This window comes from Streptomyces sp. HP-A2021 (assembly GCF_022807935.1).
In the GTDB taxonomy this organism is placed as follows: Bacteria; Actinomycetota; Actinomycetes; order Streptomycetales; family Streptomycetaceae; genus Streptomyces; species Streptomyces afghaniensis.
In genome coordinates this window covers 5,792,931-5,810,987 of sequence record NZ_CP094344.1, presented here as the reverse complement: position 1 = coordinate 5,810,987, position 18,057 = coordinate 5,792,931, and the positions used below count along the sequence as shown (strand labels likewise).

The following is an 18,057-nucleotide window of genomic DNA, read 5'->3' as shown; positions in this document are numbered from 1 at the left end:
CGGCCAGCGGACGACAGGCGGCAGCCGCGGCAAACGCCCGCTGGTCCGCCGACGATCGGCGACGGCCCCAACCCGCACGCGTCGGCCGGGCGGCAGGCAGCGTAACGCACAAGGGACGGCCAGCGGACGGCAGACGGCACCCTCGACAACGCCCGCTGGTCCGTCGACGGCCAGCGGCGGCGCCAACACGCGGCCGTCGGCCGGTGGCCGGCGGCGCCACGGTTGCGTTGGACCGACGGCGCTCCCATCCGCGGCGGCCGGCGTCGCCGTCCCGCCCCCACCACGCCGCACGCCCGACTCACTCCGCCGTCGCTCTCCCCGCCCACGCCGTCAGGCTGGTGTGGACGCGGTCGATGTGTGCCCGTACGTCGTCCGCGCGCTCGGCGTGCTCGCGCAGCACTCGTTGTGTCTCCTGTTCGACGGACTCCGCGTGGGCGCGGGCCTCGGCGAGCAGCTCCGCGGCGCGTGCGGATGCCTCTTCCTGCCGGTGCCGGGCGGAGTCATCGGCGTCGGCGAAGGCCTGCTCCGCCTCGGTCAGCGCGCCCTCGGCGCGGGTCACCGCTTCCGCGTGGTCGGCGTCCAGCGCGGCCGCCCGGGCGGCATCCTCCTCGTCCGACTCAGCCAACCGCTCGGCGTGTTCCTTGGCCTGTTCGGCCGCCATCCCGGAGGTGCGCCGCCGCACCTCCCGCAACGCGGCCAGCGCCTCGCCCCGCTGCTCCTTCGCCTCACGGTCGGCCGCGGCCCGGATCTCGTCGGCCTCGGCGCGCGCCGCGAGCAGCCGCTGCCGGGCGCGTTCGTCGCCGTCGGCGCGTACGGCATCGGCGTACGCCTGCGCGGACTCGCGCGCGCCGGCCGCGGAAGCGCACGCCTCGTCCACAAGCTGCCGCGCCTCCCGCCGCGCACCCTCCCGCACGGCCGCCGCTTCCTCCTGGCCGAGTTCGAGGAGCCGCCGCGCCCGCTCCCCGAGCGACTCGTAGGTCTGCGGGACCAGTCCCGCGACGGCCTCCCGCAGCCGCTCCAGTTCCGCGTCCATCTGCCGGGCGAGCACCGTCAGCCGGGCGGCCCTCTCCCAGGCCGCGTCACGGTCGTCGGAGAGGGCCTCGGCGTACTCGTCGACCTGCTCCGGACGGTAACCGCGTCCCCGCACGGCCTGGAAGCCGTGCGGGGACGCCGATGCGCTGCTCATGCTGGGGCCCCTCTCCACCACGCCGACGCGCGATCGAGCACGAAACGGGATGATTTCGCGCACATCTTGGTGGATCAGACGGAAGCGTTCCTAACACGACACTCCGCACAGAGGCCCCGGGCCCCGGCCCGGCCGTACGGCCGTCAGCCCCACGTGGTGCCCGCGGGCTCCTTGATGGTCGTGTTGATGCGGTTGAACATGTTCGTCACCGAGACGGTCAGGATCAGCGCGGAGATCTCCTTCTCGTCGAAGTGGTCGGCCACCTCGTCCCACAGCGCGTCCGGAACCGACTCCTCCGACAGATCCGAGAGCCGCGTCATCGCCTCCGTCAGCTTCAGCGCGGCGCGCTCGGCGTCCGAGAAGAACGGCGCGTGCCGCCAGGCCGCGACGGCCGCGATGCGCTCCTCGCTCACCCCGGCCTTGCGGAGGTTGGCGGTGTGCCCGTGCACACACGCACCGCAACCGTTGATCTGACTGGCCCGCAGCCCGACGATCTCCGCCACGTCCTGCCGAAGGCCCCCCTCGCCGATCGCCTGGAAGAGGGTGCCGATGCCCTTCATCGCGCCGGGAAGGACGTACGCCGGGTTGGTCATCCGTGCCTGCATGATCTCTGCCTCCTGCGTCGGCGGTGAATCGCTGTCACTGCACTGACGGAACGGCGCAGGAAGATGTGACAGCCCGGCGCGAAAAAGCCGGGCCCGGCGGCCTCACGACCGACCCGGACCCGGCTCCTCAGGACACGTCAGCGACGGCGCGTCACAGCAGCCCGTCCCACATCTGCTCCAGCAGCACCGACCACCAGCTCTCCGGCGACCCGAGCGCCGCCGGGTCGAGCGCGGCCAACTGCGCCTGGAAGTCGACGGTCCAACGGCCCGCCTGCTCCTGGTTCAGCCCGAACCTGAGCCGCCACATCCGCCCGAGCAGCGCCAGGCAGCGCGCGAACTCCGGCAGCCCGGTGTTCACGAACTGCGGCGGTACGGGCGCCCCGCCCGGCCCCGCCTCCACCGGCACCGCGACGATGTTCGCCGTGCCGTACTGCACGCAGATCGCCTTGCCGAAGTCGCTGCCCATCACCAGGTAGGAGCCCGCGTCCGGGGCCGGCTGCACACCGCGCTCGGCCGCCAGCTCCGCCAGCGTCGGCACGGGCCGGCCCGGCTGCGCCTGCGCCCAGAAGAAGGGGCCCATGTCCATCGGCAGGCCCGCCGCCACCAGCGTGTGCGCCACGACCGGCGGCACTCCCTGCCGGGACACGGCGGCCTGCTCGAACCGGAACACCCCCGGCCCGAACGCGGCACCCAGCTCCTGCGCGATGCCCTCCGGCGGGATCGGCGGCATCGCCTGCACCGGCGGCAACGGCGCCCGCACCGGAGCCGGACGCGCCGGGCCGTCCGCCACCTGGTGCAACTCGCCCTGGTGAGCCAGCAGTTGCTGCATACCCTGCTGCCGGCTCGCGTGGTCCGTACCGTACGGCGCAATGCTCGTGATCCGCGCCTGCGGCCACTGCTCCCGGATCATCCGCGCGCAGTACGCACCCGGCAGCTCGCACGACTCCAGCTCGGTGTGGAGCTCCAGCACCTGGTCCGGCGGCACGTTCATGGCCCGCAGCTCGTGGAAGATCTGCCACTCCGGGTGCGGCGTACCCGGCGCCGAACGCCGGATCAGCTGCTGCTCGGAACCGTCCTGCGCGCGGTAGCGCAGCACGGCCTGGTAGCCGGGGCCGACCGTCGGCTGCCCGGTGGGCTGCTGCGGATAGCCGTACGCCGGAGGCTGCCCGGGGGCGGGCTGACCGGGCGGCGGCATCGCGCCGGGCGGCATCCCACCCTGCGGCATCGCACCCGGCATGGCGCCGGGCGGCGGCATCGGCGGCGCACCGGGCGCGCCAGGAGCGCCCTGGGCGCCCGGGGCAGCGGGTGGTGCGCCCGGGGCCTGCGGCGGCGGAGGCACGCCGGGGCCGCCCGCCGGGGGCGTGGCCAGCATGGTCTCCGCGTGGTGCACGGGACCCGGGCCCCCGGGAGCACCCGGGGCGCCAGGAGGCTGGGGGGTGCCCGGCGCACCAGGTGCGCCGGGGGGAGCCGGAGGCCCCGGAGGCTGCGGCGCACCCGGGCCCACCCGGCCGGGATCGGCGAGCATCGTCGCGGCATGGTGGACACCACCAGGAGGCGTACCACCGGGGGCGCCGGGCGGATTCGGAGCGCCCGGAGGCTGCGGCGCACCAGGCGGGTTCGGCGCACCGGGAGGACCCGGCGGCTGCTGGGGAGGCAGCGGCGCACCTGCGCCCTCGCTGCCCGGGGCTCCAGGCCCCCCGGGCCCCTCCGGCCCGAGCGCCGACACCAGCTGCGTAGGCACGTAACCGCCCGCCGGAGTACCCGGCGCCCCGGGCCCCGACGGCGGAGGCGTACTGTCCGGCCGCGCACCCGGCATCCCGGGGGCGCCCGGCGGAGGCGGCGTCGTCGGCCCCCGTCCACGACCCGGCGGCGGAGTCGCCTTGCTGGTCGCGGCGTCGGCGATGTCCCCGGCATTCGGCGCGAGCGGCCGCTCGGGCACGCCCGGCCCGGCCGGCGGCTGCGGCACACCGGCGGGACCGGCGGGACCGGCGGGCCCGGAAGCCACCGGAGGCGTACTGCCCTGCGGCACACCACCGGGCGGCGTACCCGGCACACCGGGAGCCGGAGCAGCACCCGCCCCCGCACCCCCCTGCGCGTTCGGATCGTCGATCGCCGGTGACACCGCCGTCGGCGGAAGCTGGCTGCCGCCCGACATCAGCGTCGTCTTGGCGTCGGGCGTCGCCGGCGGCGCCGGCGGCGGCGTGTCGGCGTCGGTCTCGCTCAGCGGCGGCGCGAAGACCGTCGCGGGCAGCGGTACGGAACGGTCGTCACCGGCATCGCCGTTGGTGTCCGTACCGGCCCAGGGCGTAGCCCCGGCCGGCACACCCGGCGTCCCCGTCGCCGCTCCCGCCCCGGGGTCACTCCCCGAGTCGCTCCCCACGGCAGCAGGCCACGAGGCACCGGAAGCGGAATCACCAGCACCGGCAGAAGCCGACGCGGCACCCGCACCCGCCTGCGTACCCGCCGCCCGCCGATCCGGGATCCCCAGCTTGTCCGCCGCGTCCTGCAACCACTCCGGCGGAGTCAGCAGGAAGGACGTCTGGTTCAGATCCACCCGGGCCGCGGGAGCCGGAGCCGGCTCCTCCGCCGTGTCCGGACGGCCGTACTCCTCCTCGTACCGGCGGATCACCTCACCCACCGGCAGCCCGGGCCACAGCGTCGCCTCGCCGCTGTCCCGCGCGATCACCAGCCGCTGCGCACCACCGTCCGACCGCGGCCCGTCCGCCCGGTCCTCGGCCCACACCACGAACCCGAGGTCGAACTCCCGCACCCGCACCTCACGATGCTGGTACGACGGCACGTCCCCGTTGATCCACTCTTCCGCGCGCTCCTGCGCCTGCGCGAAGGTCACCATCGCTGAAGTCACTCCCCCACGGCCGAGGACGACACCGCACCCACCGGCACCACACGCGCGAACCCGCCGTCCACCATCAGATTCGCCACCGTCTCCAACTCCGGCGGATTACCGGCCAGCCGCGACAGGAAGACGTCGAAGTCGTCCCCGCACGGCAGCAGCAGCCGCTCCACCCGCTCCGCCGGCGGCAGCGAGGGATCCACGTCCCGCGCATCGTCGTACGCGCAGAACCACACCGAACCGATCCGGTCGCCCTTCACCTTCACGGCCAGCAGCCCGCCCTGGACGAACCCGACACACAGGTAGTCCTTGGTCAGATGGTCACGCAGACACTTGTTGACGTACACCAGATCGTTGACGGCCGCCTCGTCCCGCACCGTGAAGAACGGCTGGTCGATCAGCAGCCCCAGCTCCGCGTCCAGCGCGGCACCCACCGGCGCACAACCCCCCGCCGCCTTCAGGAACGACCGGTACGGCCCCGGCAGCCGGTAGCCGAGGTCCTCCTCGGCCCCCTGCACCTGCGACTCCGTCACCGCCACGCCCGACTTCGGCAGCCCGAAGTGCGCCGGACGCGTCTCCTGCAACGGCCGCGTGCCCCGCTTGGACTGGTCGACGCCCGACGTCGCCACGCCGCCGTGGTGCCGCAGCAACGCCTTCACCTCGACCGGGACCAGCTCCAGCCGCCGCGTGCCCACCGCGTGGTGCCACGTCCAGCCGTGCGGCGTCGCCACCGCAGGCACCGTGTCCCACAGCTCGTGCCCGGACGCCGCCAGCGCCATGTTCGCCGACACGTAGTCCGTCAGCCGCAACTCGTCGACGCCGAACCCCTCCGGCGGCTCCGCGATCTCCGCGGCCGCACGCGCGTAGGGCGAGAAGTCGGGGTAACCACCCTCGTCGACCCGTACCCCTCTCGGGTGACGCGCCGCCCGGACCGGATCCGGGAAATGCACGACCTGCCCGGCGTAGGCCGCGTTCGGCGGCGCGGCTTGCTGCCCGAGCCGACCTGTCGTCATGGCGGTTGCCCCCTGCGGCACTCTGTACGACCCGTATTCACCGCCTTTGGCGCACTACGGCCCGTATCGACTGTCACGTCTTCTGTCTCAACTGCTGTGCACCTCGGTGCACGTCACCGCACGCGCCCACCTCACGGATCACCCTCCGGTTCACTGCATCGATCTCCGAACGGATCACCGCATCGCCCGCGGTGCCGACAGCCTATGCGGTACGACGACACCGGTCACCGGCACCGGTCGGCCGCCCCTACGCCTCCGTGACCAGCCGTCACCCCACCGTGACGGCACGCCCCGGTACGGGCGTGTCATCGCGCCCCAGCTTCCGCACCAGCCACGCCATTTGGCAGTCTGTGACCCCCGGGGGGATGCACGGAGGGGAATACGATCATGAACGCGACACAGACGGGACCACACACCGGCAGGTCCGCCGACCCGCGAAACGGCGACCCGCGAGGCGGCGACCCCCGCATCGGCTGGAGCGCCACCGAAGCGCCCCACGCCCCCGTCCTCCACCACCGCCGCGACGGCATCCTCCCCACCGTCGCCGCCGCCCTCTCCGTCCGCGGCGCCACCCTCACCGGCACCGCCGCCCGCGGCGACACACCCCCGGCCCTGCACCCCCTCGTCCAGGACTTCCTGGACACCCTCACCAGCGCCCAGCGCGACCGCTTCACCGGCCGCTGCGCCGAGACCATCCTCATCTCCCGCCACATCGCCGCAGCCGACGCCGCCCGCAGCAAACGCGCCGCCCGCAAACCCATGACCAACGGCGAGGCCCGCAAAGCCCTCAAGCAGGCCAAACTCACCGCCCGCCGCATCCGCGAGGACGGCGACCCCCTCCACGGCAGCTTCGCCACTCCCTGCCGCGCCTGCACCGCGCTCAGCGCCCACTTCGGCGTACGCATAGTCGACCCGGCCGCCACGACCGGCTGACGCGCCCCCACCCCCACGCACACCGAAAGCACCCCACCGCACCGCGCCCCGCACGCCACCCATGACCTCGACGAGACGAAGGGCAGATGCACACCGACCGCACGTCCACCACCCGCTTCGCCGTACAAGTCGACGCCGCCCTGCGCGCCGCCGGCTGGCAACCCGGACGCTGGGACATCAAACAGGCCGAGATCTGGGCGGACGCCCTGCGCGACCACGTCTCACCCGCCGGCCACCGCCACACCGTCTTCCCCGCCGCCGTCGAGGCCTGGGCCGAATTCGGCGGACTCCACATCACCCCCACCGGCCCCGGCCGCCAGGTCGCCCCCGCCACCCTCCACCTCGACCCCCTGCACGGCCTCCACATGGCCCGCACCCTCGGCGACCTCGGCCGCGCCCTCGGCACCGAGGTCTGCCCCCTCGGCGCCGAAACCGACAGCCAGGCCCTCCTCGCCATCGACACAGAAGGCCGCGTCTACACCCTCGACCACACCGGCGACTGGTACCTCGGCCCCGACATCGACCAAGCCCTGTCCGCCCTCATCGCCGGCACGACACCGACCCGCCTGACAACAGGCTGACCAGAGCGACTGGAGACAGCCACCAGCCCCTCAACCGCGGGGGCTACGACGCCGGAATCACCGCAGACACCCGAAAACCCCCCGCGTCCGTCGGCCCGGACACGAACACCCCGCCCAGCGCGGCAACCCGCTCCTTCATCCCCACCAGCCCGTTCCCCCCGGACGGCAACCTCGCCGACGACGCCGCCGCCTCGGGCGGCTCGTTCTCCACCTGCATCGCGATCTCCGACACCCGATGCGCCAACCGCACATACGTCTTCGCCCCGGCCGCGTGCTTGTGGACGTTCGTCAACGCCTCCTGCACCACCCGGTACGCCGTCTGCTCCACCTCCGGCGCATACGACCGGGCATCCCCCTCCACCGTCAGATCGACCACCATCCCCGCGGCGGCCGACTGCCCGACCAGCTCCTCGATCTCCGCCAGACACGGCCCCTCGTCATCGGCGGCCCGCGAAGCCGCCGCCGCGGCAGCCACCCCCACCGCCGCCAGCGGCACCGAGGCGGCACGCTCACGCCGCGCGTCCCCACCGCTGCGCAGCACCCCGAGCATCTCCCGCAACTCGGTCAGCGCCTGCCGCCCCATGTCCCCCACGAGCGCGGCGTTCCTGACGGCCTTCTCGGGATCCTTCCGCGCCACGGCCTGAAGCGCGGCGGCATGCACGACCATCAGGCTCACCCGGTGCGCGACGACGTCGTGCATCTCCCGGGCGATCCGCGTCCGCTCCTCGTTCCGGGCCCACTCGGCCCGCTCCTCCGCCCGCTCCGCGAGCAGCTGAAGCTCCCGCTCCAGACTGTCCGCCCGCTCCCGCAGGCTCTCCATCAGCCGCCGCCGGGCCCCCACGTACAGACCCAGCAGCACCGGGGGCGCCGTGAAGCCCAGCGACATCGTGATGGCGGCGAAGGGCACGAACCAGTCCCCCAGGTCCAAGTCCCCCCGCGACATGTCCTGCCGTGTCTTCACGAACGTCACGATCAACGTCCCCACCAGCGACATCCCCGCCAGCGAGGCGACGATCCGCCGGGGCAGCTCGGCCGCGGCCAGGGTGTAGAGACCGACGACGCCCATCAGGAAACCCATCTGGGCGGGCGTGATGGCGATCGAGACCAGGACGACGGCGATCGGCCAGCGCCGCCGCACGAGCAGCACGGACCCGGCCAGCAGGCCGAAAACGACCCCCGCGGCCACCGGGACCCCCGCGTCCCTGGCGAATGGAAATCCCTCCAGCCCGCACTCCAGCGCGGACACCACGGCCAGACTCACATCGAACACGGCACTACGCCGTCTGGCCCACCACCACGGCCCTCCCCGGGCCGTCACATGGTCTTCCCCCGTCGCGGTCATGCCTCCAGCCTACGGGCGGCCCCCGCCGGTTTTCCGGCGAGTTTCCCGGACTGGCCTGCACCACACTCCGTGACCGTTCGGCTGCGATACGGCCCGATATCCCTCGAACTGCTGAATCGCTCACCGTTCGACCCCGGAGCCCTCCATTCCGCCCGGACGGTATGCGTATGACACATGCCCCTGGCAAATACGCCGACTTCGAGGAACTGCGGGAGAGGGCGGTGGCCCTGCGGCGGTCGGGCTACAGCCTCCGCCAGATCCGAGACGAGCTGAAGATCTTCAACAACGACATCCTCAACCAACTGGTGAAGGGCGAGCCCCCGCCGGCCTGGACGAAGCGCCCGAACGCGAAGGACGACCTACGACAGAATGCGCGGGAACTCAGGCTCCAGGGCTGGACGTACGACCAGATCGAGGCGGAGCTGGGGTGCTCGAGGAGCTCGGTGTCGCTGTGGGTGAGGGACCTCCCGAAGCCGGAGCCCCGGTACACGCCGGAGGAACAGCGGGCTCTCATGCAAGCGGGTCTCGCCCGGCTCCGTGCCACGCAGGACGAAGAGCGCAAGCGCACCAAGGAAAGCGCAACACAGGAGGTGGGTGACCTCACGGACAGGGAGCTGTTCCTGACGGGCGTCGCGCTTTACTGGGCCGAGGGTTCCAAGAGCAAGCCATATGACCGGCGCGAGAGGGTCATCTTCGTCAACAGTGACCCCGGGGTGATCCAGGTCTACCTCGCCTGGCTCGACCTGCTCGGGGTAAGCCGGGAACGCCTGGGCTTCCGGGTACTCATCCACGAATCTGCGGACGTGGACGCGGCCCAGCACTATTGGGCAGACCTGGCCGACGTCGACGCGTCGGTCTTCGCCAGGCCGACGCTGAAGAAGCACAACCCCAAAACCGTCCGCAAGAACACCGGCGACGACTACCACGGCTGCCTCGTCGTGACGGTTGCCCGAAGTGCCGAGCTGTACAACCGCATCGAAGGCTGGTGGAGCGGCATCGTTGCCCACGCTCAGGCACGTCTCCGGTAAGGTCTGAGGCGCTGTCCCCCGTGGTGTAACTGGCAGCACACTGGTTTTTGGTACCAGCAGGACAAGGTTCGAATCCTTGCGGGGGAGCCAGCGGCCCCCAGAGCCTCAGTTCGGATCCTGACCCATGAACCCCCGGTCAGGCCCCACACCCCCACCCCCCACAAAACCCCCCGGTATCCTGCGGATGTCACCCCACCCCATCCACAGCCGAAGGGCATCCCGTGAGCGCCAACCGCCCGGCAGCCGTCGTCGTTCTCGCAGCGGGTGAGGGCACCCGTATGAAGTCGGCCACACCCAAGGTCCTGCACGAGCTCTGCGGCCGCAGTCTCGTGGGACACGTGCTCGCCGCCGCGGGCGAGCTGCACCCCGAGAACCTGGTCGTCGTGGTCGGCCACGCCCGTGAGAAGGTCACCGCCCATCTCGGCGAGATCGCCCCGGACGTCCGCACGGCGGTACAGGCGGAGCAGAACGGCACGGGGCACGCCGTACGGATGGGACTGGAGGCGCTCGGCGGGTCCGTCAACGGGACGGTCGTCGTCGTGTGCGGGGACACTCCCCTGCTCACCGGCGAGACGCTGCGGGCCCTCTCCGCGACCCACACGCAGGACGGCAACGCGGTCACCGTGCTGACCGCCGAGGTGCCGGACGCGACCGGCTACGGCCGGATCGTGCGGGACGACTCGGGTGCCGTGACGGCGATCGTGGAGCACAAGGACGCCACCGACGCGCAGCGGTCGATCCGGGAGATCAACTCGGGGGTGTTCGCGTTCGACGGGCAGCTGCTGGCCGACGCGCTGAAGAAGGTGCGGACGGACAACAGTCAGGGCGAGGAGTACCTGACCGACGTCCTGGGGATCCTGCGTGAGGCCGGGCACCGGGTCGGGGCGTCCGTGGCGGGCGACCACCGTGAGATCGCCGGCATCAACAACCGTGTGCAGCTGTCGGAGGCGCGTCGCATTCTCAACGACCGGCTGCTCACCGAGGCCATGCTGTCCGGTGTGACGGTGATCGACCCGGCGACCACGTGGATCGACGTCACGGTGACGTTCGAGCAGGACTCCGTCGTGCACCCGGGCACGCAGCTGCACGGGTCGACCCATCTCGGGGAGGGCGCGGAGGTCGGGCCCAACTGCCGGCTGACCGATACCCGGGTGGATGCCGGTGCGCGTGTCGACAACACCGTGGCCGTCGGTGCGGAGGTGGGGCCGGGGGCATCCGTCGGGCCGTTCGCGTATCTGCGTCCGGGGACGCGGCTGGGTGCCAAGGGCAAGATCGGGACGTACGTCGAGACGAAGAACGCGTCGATCGGGGAGGGGACGAAGGTGCCCCATCTCTCGTATGTCGGTGACGCGACGATCGGTGAGTACTCCAACATCGGTGCCGCGAGCGTGTTCGTGAACTACGACGGTCAGGAGAAGCACCACACGACCGTCGGTTCGCATTGCCGTACGGGTTCGGACAACATGTTTGTGGCGCCTGTCACGGTCGGGGACGGCGCGTACACCGCTGCCGGGTCCGTGATCACCAAGGATGTGCCGCCCGGTTCGCTGGCCGTGGCCCGTGGTCAGCAGCGGAATATCGAGGGTTGGGTGGCTCGGAAGCGTCCGGGGAGCGCGGCCGCGAAGGCGGCCGAGGCGGCTTCCCGGGGGTCGGCCGAGGAGGGGTGACCGGAAACCGGTGCCTCAAACACGGCGTACGGTGATAAGTGCATACCCGCACCCCCATCAGCTGAGACGGCCTCTCGCAAGCCGGCTGAGAGGTCTCTCGAAACCCCAGCTGCGACACCTCTGAGGAGACAGTGCTGTGACCGGGATCAAGACGACCGGCGAGAAGAAGTTGATGTTCTTCTCCGGCCGCGCCCACCCCGAGCTTGCCGAGGAGGTCGCCCAGCAGTTGGGTGTCGGGGTTGTCCCGACGAAGGCCTTCGACTTCGCGAACGGCGAGATCTATGTGCGTTATCAGGAGTCGGCACGTGGTGCCGACTGCTTCCTGATCCAGAGCCACACGGCTCCGATCAACAAGTGGATCATGGAGCAGTTGATCATGATCGATGCGCTGAAGCGCGCGTCGGCCCGCTCCATCACCGTCATCGTGCCGTTCTACGGTTACGCGCGGCAGGACAAGAAGCACCGGGGACGTGAACCGATTTCGGCGCGTCTGATCGCGGACATGATGAAGACCGCGGGCGCGGACCGGCTGCTGACCGTGGATCTGCACACGGACCAGATCCAGGGCTTCTTCGACGGTCCGGTGGACCATCTGTTCGCGCTGCCGCTGCTGGCGGACTACGTGGGCCGGAAGGTGGACCGGGAGAAGCTGACGGTGGTGTCTCCGGACGCGGGCCGGGTGCGGGTCGCCGACCGCTGGTGTGACCGGCTGGGTGCGCCGCTGGCGATCGTGCACAAGCGCCGGGACAAGGATGTGGCGAACCAGGTCACCGTCCACGAGGTCGTGGGTGAGGTGAAGGGGCGCGTGTGTGTCCTGGTGGACGACATGATCGACACGGGCGGGACGATCTGTGCCGCGGCGGACGCGCTGTTCGCGCACGGCGCGGAGGACGTGATCGTGACGGCGACGCACGGTGTGCTGTCGGGTCCGGCGGCTGATCGGCTGAAGAACTCGCGGGTGAGTGAGTTCGTGTTCACGAACACGCTGCCGACGCCGGGTGAGCTGAGCGCGGACCTGGACAAGATCTCGGTGCTGTCGATCGCGCCGACGATCGCGAGTGCGGTGCGTGAGGTGTTCGAGGACGGTTCGGTGACGAGCCTGTTCGACGAGCAGTAGGAGCCCCTGGTCGGGCTGCTGTAGATCGTTTTGGGTGCGGCCTCCCTTGCCGAGTAGACTGCTGAAGTTGCTCGGCGAGGGAGGCCGTACCGCTTCTTCTGGAAGTTTGTGCGGCTGTCCGTTATCGACGCGCTCTTCGTAGCAGGCCGTTCGTGGCCGGGTGACCACGTCCGTTTCTGACTTCGAGGAGTGAGTATGTCCGAGGTGAAGATCTCCGCCGCGACGCGCACCGAGTTCGGCAAGGGTGCCGCGCGCCGTATCCGTCGTGAAGACAAGGTTCCGGGTGTCCTGTACGGGCACGGTTCGGACCCGCTGCACCTGACCCTGCCGGGTCACGACCTGCTGATGGCGCTGCGTACGCCGAACGTGCTGATCGCGCTGGACATCGACGGCAAGCAGAACGAGCTGGCGATTCCGAAGGCCGTGCAGCGTGACCCGCTGAAGGGTTTCCTGGAGCACGTGGACCTGCAGCTGGTGAAGCGTGGCGAGCAGGTCAACGTCGAGATCTACGTGCACACCGAGGGTGAGCTGGCCCCGGGCGGCAACCTGCTGGAGCACGTGCTGAACGCGCTGCCGGTGGTGGCCGAGGCGACGCACATCCCGGAGTCCGTGACGGTCTCCGTCGAGGGTCTGACGGCGGGTGACTCCGTTCTCGCCAAGGACATCCCGCTGCCGAAGGGCACGACGCTGGACGTCGAGGAGGACACCGTCGTCCTGCAGGTGCTGGCCGCGCAGGCCGAGGAGGCCCCGGAGGGCGAGGAGTCGGCCGAGGGCGAGACCGCCGAGGCCTGATCCTCTTCGTCGTCGTTTCGTCGGCCGCTGTTCCCGTGCGGGGCAGCGGCCGACGCTATGAAGGAGACATGGACGTGACGACCGATGCCGCTGCTCCCTGGCTGATCGTGGGGCTGGGCAATCCGGGGCCGGAGTATGCGGGGAACCGGCACAACGTGGGTTTCATGGTGGCCGATCTGCTGGCGGACCGGGTCGGGGGGAGGTTCAAGCGGGCCGGGAAGGCGCAGGCGCAGGTCGTCGAGGGGCGGATCGGGCCGCCGGGGCCGATGAGCCGGCGGGTGGTTCTGGCGAAGCCGATGTCGTACATGAATCTGTCGGGTGGGCCGGTGAACGCGCTGCGGGATTTCTACAAGGTGCCGGTTGCCCATGTGGTGGCGATTCATGACGAGTTGGACATCGATTACGGGGCGTTGCGGCTGAAACTGGGCGGCGGGGACAACGGGCACAACGGGTTGAAGTCGATGACGAAGGCGTTCGGGGCGGATTATCACCGGGTGCGGTTCGGGATCGGCCGGCCGCCGGGGCGGATGCCGGTGGCGGACTTCGTGCTGCGGGATTTCTCGTCGGCGGAGCGCAAGGAGCTGGACTACTTCGTGGACCGGGCGGCGGACGCGGTGGAGTGTCTGGTGATCGAGGGGCTGGAGCGGGCGCAAAGCACGTACAACTCCTGACTTGTCGCCCACGGGAGTTGACCGGCCGTACGGGTATGGCCAATGATCCCGGCCATGCCTGCCTCTGCCGTCGCCACTCGCCAGAGCACCCATGCCGTGCTGAGGTTCGGTCGGTTCGCGGCGATGGGTACGGTCGCGGTGCTGATCCTGATCGCGGGTGTGTGGGCGTCGTGGGGTACGGCGCAGCACGTGATGCTGACGAAGGGCCGGGAGCGCGGCACGGTGGATGTGACGCGGTGCGGGCCGGAGACGTGCTCGGGCCGGTACGCGCCGCTGTCCGAGGGTTCGCAGCCGCGGTCGAAGGTGGTTCTGGAGAAGTCGGTCGCGGTGCAGAAGGGCCGGACCTACACGGTGGTCATGAAGCCCGGCAGCGATGACGCGGTGCGCTCGGGTCCGGCCGGGGTCCTGTACGCGTGGATTCCGCTGGGTGGTGCGCTGTTGCTGGCGTCGGTGGTGGTGGCGGGCGGTCTGCTGCGCACCCGGGCGGCGTGGGTGATGGCGTTGTCGGGGGTGGCGTTGCTGACGGCCGCTTTCGTGACTGTCTGAGTGATTCTCTGAGTGATTGTCCGAGTGACTGTCCGAGGGGTTGCGGCGTTCTCCATTTCTGTGGGGGGCCGAGCGTTGTCGGTTCGTGATTGACGAGCGGTCGGGCAGGGCTGGAAGCTGAGCCGCCCCCTCCACATCTTCCCGGTCACTTCTCGAAGATGGATGACTCCTCGATGCGAACTCTCTCGCGCGCCGGCGCTGTCGCCGCCGCCGCTTCCGCGGTTCTCCTGCTCGCTCCGGCCGCCCACGCGACCCCTCCTGGTGACAACGGCACGGTCAAGATCCACGACGCCTCGACGGGCGAGGAGCTGCGCCGCAACGAGCCGCACGTGTGCACGTTCTACCTGGACGCCTTCGGTTTCGACGGCGGTCAGGAGGTCGACTGGCACATCAACGCGATCCCCCCGAGCGAGAACAAGGGGGAGACGGTGAAGTCCGGCGCGCTCACGCTGGACGACCAGGGCCACGGCCGTACGGAGGACCTGTCGCTGCCCGACGGGCACTACAAGCTGTTCTGGAACTTCGACGGCGAGAAGGGTGCCGCCAAGCACAAGGTGTTCTGGACGGACTGCGAGGACGAGCAGGAGCCGGGCGGGTCGACGCCGTCCGGGTCGGCGTCGCCGTCGCCCTCGTCCGGGGCGTCCGAGGCGCCGCCGGCGGAGCCGGGCACGTCGGCGTCCCCGGGTTCGCCGGCCGGCGGGGGTGCGACCGCGTCCTCGTCGCCGTCGGCGTCGCCGCAGGGCGGTGCCGACGGTGATCTCGCCGAGACGGGCAACGGGGCGCCGGTGGGTCTGCTGTCCGGTGTGGCGGCGGTGCTGGTCGCGGGCGGTGGGTTCCTGGTGTTCCGTCGCCGGAAGGTCGGCCGCGGCTGACGTGGAACGCGACCGTGCCCCCGAGCTTGTACGGGCTCGGGGGCACGGTCGTGTCCGGGGAGCGGCTCAGCCGGTGTTGCGCAGGCCCGCTGCCACGCCGTTGACGGTGAGGAGCAGGGCGCGGGCGAGCAGCGGGTCGGGCGTTTCGCCCGCGGCCGCCGCGTCGCGCTGCCGCTTGAGCAGGGCGACCTGGAGGTAGGAGATGGGGTCGAGGTAGGCGTCGCGGATGGCGAAGGTCTGCTTGAGGACGGGTTCGGCGTCCAGCAGTTCGTTCTCCCCGGTGACGCGGAGGACCTCGGCGACGGTCAGTTCGTGTTCGGCCTTGATGGTGTCGAAGACGTGCTTGAGCTCGTCGGGGACGAGGGTGTCGACGTAGTGCTGGGCGATCCGCAGGTCGGTCTTGGCGAGGGTCATCTCGACGTTGGAGATGAAGTTGCGGAAGAAGTGCCACTGCTCGTGCATCTCGTCCAGGACGGTGTCGAGCCCGGCCTCGCGCAGAGCCTTGAGGCCGGAGCCGACGCCGAACCACCCGGGGACGATCTGCCGGGACTGGGTCCAGCCGAACACCCAGGGGATGGCGCGCAGGCCGTCGAGCGAGACGCCGGAGCCGGGGCGGCGGGAGGGCCGGGAGCCCAGGTGCAGGTCGGCGAGCTGGTCCACCGGCGTCGACGCGAGGAAGTACGTCGGCAGGTCGGGGTCCTCGACGAGGCGGCGGTAGGCGGCGTGGGCGGCGTCGGAGACGACGTCCATCGCGGCGTCCCAGCGGGCGAGGGCCTCGGTGGACTGGCGGGGTGCGGTGTGCAGGGCGGAGGCCTGGAGGGTGGCGGCGACGGTGAGTTCGAGGTTCTCCCGGGCCAGGGACGGGATGAGGTACTTGTCGGAGATGACCTCGCCCTGCTCGGTCACCTTGATCTCGCCCTCCAGGGTGCCCCAGGGCTGGGCGAGGATGGCGTCGTGGGTGGGGCCGCCACCGCGGCCGACGGTGCCGCCGCGGCCGTGGAAGAGGCGCAGGCGGACGCCGTAGCGGTGGGCGACGTCGCGCAGGCGGCGCTGGGCGCGGTGGATCTCCCACTGGCTGGTGGTGATGCCGCCGAACTTGGAGGAGTCGGAGTAGCCGAGCATGACTTCCTGGACGTCGCCCCTCAGCGCGACGAGGCGCCGGTAGGACGGGTCGGAGAGCATGTCCTCCAGGATGGTGTCGGCGGCCTTGAGCTCGTCGGTGGTCTCCAGCAGCGGCACGATGCCGATCTTGGCCCAGCCGGCGTGCAGGTCGATCAGGCCGGCCTCGCGGGCGAGGACGGCGGCGGCGAAGACGTCGTCGGCGCCCTGGCACATGGAGATGATGTACGACTCGATGACCTCGGGTCCGAAGACCTCCAGGGCCCGCTTCACGGTCTGGAAGACGCCGAGGGTCTTCTCGCCGGGCGCGTCCACGGGCGCCGGGGTGGGCGCGAGGGGGCGGCGGGAGCGCAGTTCCTTGGCGAGGAGCTTGGCGCGGTAGTCGCGGGGCATGTCCGCGTACCGCCAGGACTCCTCGCCGAGCCGGTCGAAGAGCTGACCGAGGGCGTGGTGGTGGGCGTCCGCGTGTTCGCGTACGTCCATGGTGGCGAGCTGGAGGCCGAAGGCGGCGAGGGTGCGGATGGTGCGGGCGAGGCGGCCGTCGGCGAAGAGGCCGCCGCGGTGTTCGCGCAGGGAGGTCTGGATGATCCGCAGGTCGCTGATCAGCTCGCCGGTGCCGAGGTAGTCGCGGCCGGGCACGTGCGAGGTGCCCTTGGCGAGGCGCTGCTTGGTGTTCTCCAGCTTCTGCCGGATGCAGGTGGCCTTGAGCCGGTAGGGCTCCTCGGCGTTGAGGCGCTTGTAGCGGGGGCTGATCTCGGGGAGGTTCTCCAGGTCGGCCTGGAGGGAGGTCAGCAGTTCCTCGGTGGCGCCGGCGTAGCGGATGGAGTTGGACAGGAAGCCGCGGAGTTCGTCGATCGTCTCCAGCGCGTCGTTGATGCCGTGCTCGTGCTGGAGGATGAGGACGTCCCAGGTGACCTGGGGGGTGACGTTGGGGTTGCCGTCGCGGTCGCCGCCGATCCAGGTGCCGAAGGTGAGGGGGCGGGTGTCGTCGGGGAGCTTGACGCCGGCGCGCTCCAGCTCGGCGGTGAGGTCCTCAAGGACGTCGCCGACGGCGCCGGCGTGCAGTTCGTCGAGGTAGTAGATGGCGTTGCGGGCCTCGTCGGCGGGCTCGGGGCGGACGACGCGCAGTTCGTCGGTCTGCCAGACGAGGTCGATGTTCTCGGCCAGGCGGGTGTCGAGGCGGCGGCGGTCCGACTCGATGACCGGGGTCTCCAGGAGTGCGGCGACGCGCCGGAGCTTGTTCAGGACCGACCGGCGCGCGGCCTCGGTCGGGTGGGCCGTGAACACGGGGCGGACGTTGAGGTTGCGGACCGTCTCGCGCAGGTGCTCGGGGTCGGCGTCCTTGAGCCGGTCGGCCGTACGGGCGAGCAGTCCGCCCTCGGCGGCGCGCCGGGCGCGCAGCTCGCGGCCGCGGTGCACCTGCTCGGTGACGTTGGCCAGGTGGAAGTAGGTGGAGAACGCGCGGACCAGCTTGGCCGCGGTGTCGAGTTCGGTGCCGCGCAGCAGCTCGGCGGCGGCCTCGCCGTCCTCACGGGTGAGGCGGCGGACCTTTTCGACGAGCTCCAGGAGCTCGGGACCCTCCTGCCGGACGAGCGTCTCTCCGAGGAGGTCACCCAGTCGGCGGATGTCGGCACGCAGCTCACTGCTCGTGGTCGTGGTCTGGTCGTCGGCACTGCTCACAGGTGCGGCTCCTTGCAGTGTTGAAGCTCGTCTGGGAGGGGGTACCCGGAC

The 18,057-nt window shown here is 71.3% G+C and carries 15 protein-coding genes and 1 tRNA gene; 10 read left to right on the top strand and 6 right to left on the bottom strand.

Features of this window, described 5'->3' with window-relative positions:
* Positions 1–298: 298 nt before the first annotated feature.
* The 4 genes from MQE23_RS26405 to MQE23_RS26390 all read right to left on the bottom strand — a co-directional run bounded on the left by MQE23_RS26405 (position 299) and on the right by MQE23_RS26390 (position 5,658).
* Positions 299–1,186 carry a hypothetical protein gene (locus MQE23_RS26405; protein WP_020271222.1) on the bottom strand — a complete coding sequence of 296 codons (888 nt, stop codon included), beginning with the start codon at positions 1,184–1,186 and terminating at the stop codon, positions 299–301.
* Between the two features lie 143 nt (positions 1,187–1,329).
* The gene (locus tag MQE23_RS26400; RefSeq protein ID WP_020271223.1) at positions 1,330–1,791 is read right to left on the bottom strand and encodes a carboxymuconolactone decarboxylase family protein; all 462 of its coding nucleotides are present in this window, start codon (positions 1,789–1,791) and stop codon (positions 1,330–1,332) included.
* A gap of 151 nt (positions 1,792–1,942) precedes the next feature.
* Positions 1,943–4,645, bottom strand: a complete 2,703-nt coding sequence (locus MQE23_RS26395) for an SUKH-4 family immunity protein (RefSeq protein ID WP_243380468.1) — start codon at positions 4,643–4,645, stop codon at positions 1,943–1,945.
* An 8-nt stretch (positions 4,646–4,653) separates the two neighbouring features.
* Complete coding sequence (locus MQE23_RS26390; protein ID WP_020271626.1) at positions 4,654–5,658, bottom strand: SMI1/KNR4 family protein; 1,005 nt, start codon at positions 5,656–5,658, stop codon at positions 4,654–4,656.
* Between the two features lie 387 nt (positions 5,659–6,045).
* Between MQE23_RS26390 and MQE23_RS26385 the strand changes: the two genes are divergently transcribed.
* Together MQE23_RS26385 and MQE23_RS26380 are read left to right on the top strand one after the other, a co-directional pair.
* Positions 6,046–6,591 carry a YwqJ-related putative deaminase gene (locus MQE23_RS26385; protein ID WP_020271627.1) on the top strand — a complete coding sequence of 182 codons (546 nt, stop codon included), beginning with the start codon at positions 6,046–6,048 and terminating at the stop codon, positions 6,589–6,591.
* Between the two features lie 86 nt (positions 6,592–6,677).
* Positions 6,678–7,172, top strand: a complete 495-nt coding sequence (locus MQE23_RS26380; protein ID WP_020271628.1) for an SUKH-3 domain-containing protein — start codon at positions 6,678–6,680, stop codon at positions 7,170–7,172.
* Positions 7,173–7,215: 43 nt separating this feature from the next.
* Here MQE23_RS26380 and MQE23_RS26375 read toward each other — a convergent pair whose 3' ends face one another.
* On the bottom strand, positions 7,216–8,514 hold the full coding sequence (locus MQE23_RS26375; protein WP_037668207.1) for a histidine kinase: 1,299 nt from the start codon (positions 8,512–8,514) through the stop codon (positions 7,216–7,218).
* 167 nt (positions 8,515–8,681) lie between these two features.
* Between MQE23_RS26375 and MQE23_RS26370 the strand changes: the two genes are divergently transcribed.
* From MQE23_RS26370 to MQE23_RS26335, 8 genes are all read left to right on the top strand, one after another.
* Complete coding sequence (locus MQE23_RS26370) at positions 8,682–9,542, top strand: hypothetical protein (RefSeq protein WP_037668209.1); 861 nt, start codon at positions 8,682–8,684, stop codon at positions 9,540–9,542.
* 14 nt (positions 9,543–9,556) lie between these two features.
* A tRNA-Gln gene (locus MQE23_RS26365) sits at positions 9,557–9,632 on the top strand.
* Positions 9,633–9,763: 131 nt separating this feature from the next.
* Complete coding sequence (glmU, locus tag MQE23_RS26360; RefSeq protein ID WP_243380467.1) at positions 9,764–11,209, top strand: bifunctional UDP-N-acetylglucosamine diphosphorylase/glucosamine-1-phosphate N-acetyltransferase GlmU; 1,446 nt, start codon at positions 9,764–9,766, stop codon at positions 11,207–11,209.
* 136 nt (positions 11,210–11,345) lie between these two features.
* Positions 11,346–12,326: a ribose-phosphate diphosphokinase gene (locus MQE23_RS26355; RefSeq protein WP_020271633.1), complete on the top strand. Its 981-nt coding sequence runs from the start codon at positions 11,346–11,348 to the stop codon at positions 12,324–12,326.
* Between the two features lie 195 nt (positions 12,327–12,521).
* Positions 12,522–13,118 (top strand): 50S ribosomal protein L25/general stress protein Ctc, encoded by a 597-nt coding sequence (locus tag MQE23_RS26350; RefSeq protein WP_020271634.1) that lies wholly within the window; start codon positions 12,522–12,524, stop codon positions 13,116–13,118.
* Between the two features lie 68 nt (positions 13,119–13,186).
* Entirely contained in the window at positions 13,187–13,789 is a 603-nt protein-coding gene (pth, locus tag MQE23_RS26345; RefSeq protein ID WP_020271635.1) for an aminoacyl-tRNA hydrolase, read from the top strand.
* A 54-nt stretch (positions 13,790–13,843) separates the two neighbouring features.
* Complete coding sequence (locus tag MQE23_RS26340; RefSeq protein WP_037668220.1) at positions 13,844–14,335, top strand: hypothetical protein; 492 nt, start codon at positions 13,844–13,846, stop codon at positions 14,333–14,335.
* A gap of 173 nt (positions 14,336–14,508) precedes the next feature.
* A complete protein-coding gene (locus tag MQE23_RS26335) occupies positions 14,509–15,207 on the top strand; it encodes an LPXTG cell wall anchor domain-containing protein (RefSeq protein ID WP_243380466.1) in 699 nt (232 codons plus the stop codon).
* Positions 15,208–15,273: 66 nt separating this feature from the next.
* On the opposite strand, the gene ppc is transcribed toward MQE23_RS26335, so the two are convergent.
* Entirely contained in the window at positions 15,274–18,006 is a 2,733-nt protein-coding gene (gene ppc / locus MQE23_RS26330) for a phosphoenolpyruvate carboxylase (protein WP_243380465.1), read from the bottom strand.
* Positions 18,007–18,057 lie beyond the last annotated feature (51 nt).

What these genes read in the sequence shown, in the direction of transcription:
- MQE23_RS26405 (WP_020271222.1), bottom strand. Translation starts at nt 1,186, where the DNA reads ATGAGCAGCGCATCGGCGTCCCCGCACGGCTTCCAGGCCGTGCGGGGA.
- MQE23_RS26400 (WP_020271223.1), bottom strand. Translation starts at nt 1,791, where the DNA reads ATGCAGGCACGGATGACCAACCCGGCGTACGTCCTTCCCGGCGCGATG.
- MQE23_RS26395 (WP_243380468.1), bottom strand. Translation starts at nt 4,645, where the DNA reads ATGGTGACCTTCGCGCAGGCGCAGGAGCGCGCGGAAGAGTGGATCAAC.
- MQE23_RS26390 (WP_020271626.1), bottom strand. Translation starts at nt 5,658, where the DNA reads ATGACGACAGGTCGGCTCGGGCAGCAAGCCGCGCCGCCGAACGCGGCC.
- MQE23_RS26385 (WP_020271627.1), top strand. Translation starts at nt 6,046, where the DNA reads ATGAACGCGACACAGACGGGACCACACACCGGCAGGTCCGCCGACCCG.
- MQE23_RS26380 (WP_020271628.1), top strand. Translation starts at nt 6,678, where the DNA reads ATGCACACCGACCGCACGTCCACCACCCGCTTCGCCGTACAAGTCGAC.
- MQE23_RS26375 (WP_037668207.1), bottom strand. Translation starts at nt 8,514, where the DNA reads ATGACCGCGACGGGGGAAGACCATGTGACGGCCCGGGGAGGGCCGTGG.
- MQE23_RS26370 (WP_037668209.1), top strand. Translation starts at nt 8,682, where the DNA reads ATGACACATGCCCCTGGCAAATACGCCGACTTCGAGGAACTGCGGGAG.
- MQE23_RS26350 (WP_020271634.1), top strand. Translation starts at nt 12,522, where the DNA reads ATGTCCGAGGTGAAGATCTCCGCCGCGACGCGCACCGAGTTCGGCAAG.
- pth (WP_020271635.1), top strand. Translation starts at nt 13,187, where the DNA reads ATGGACGTGACGACCGATGCCGCTGCTCCCTGGCTGATCGTGGGGCTG.
- MQE23_RS26340 (WP_037668220.1), top strand. Translation starts at nt 13,844, where the DNA reads ATGCCTGCCTCTGCCGTCGCCACTCGCCAGAGCACCCATGCCGTGCTG.
- MQE23_RS26335 (WP_243380466.1), top strand. Translation starts at nt 14,509, where the DNA reads ATGCGAACTCTCTCGCGCGCCGGCGCTGTCGCCGCCGCCGCTTCCGCG.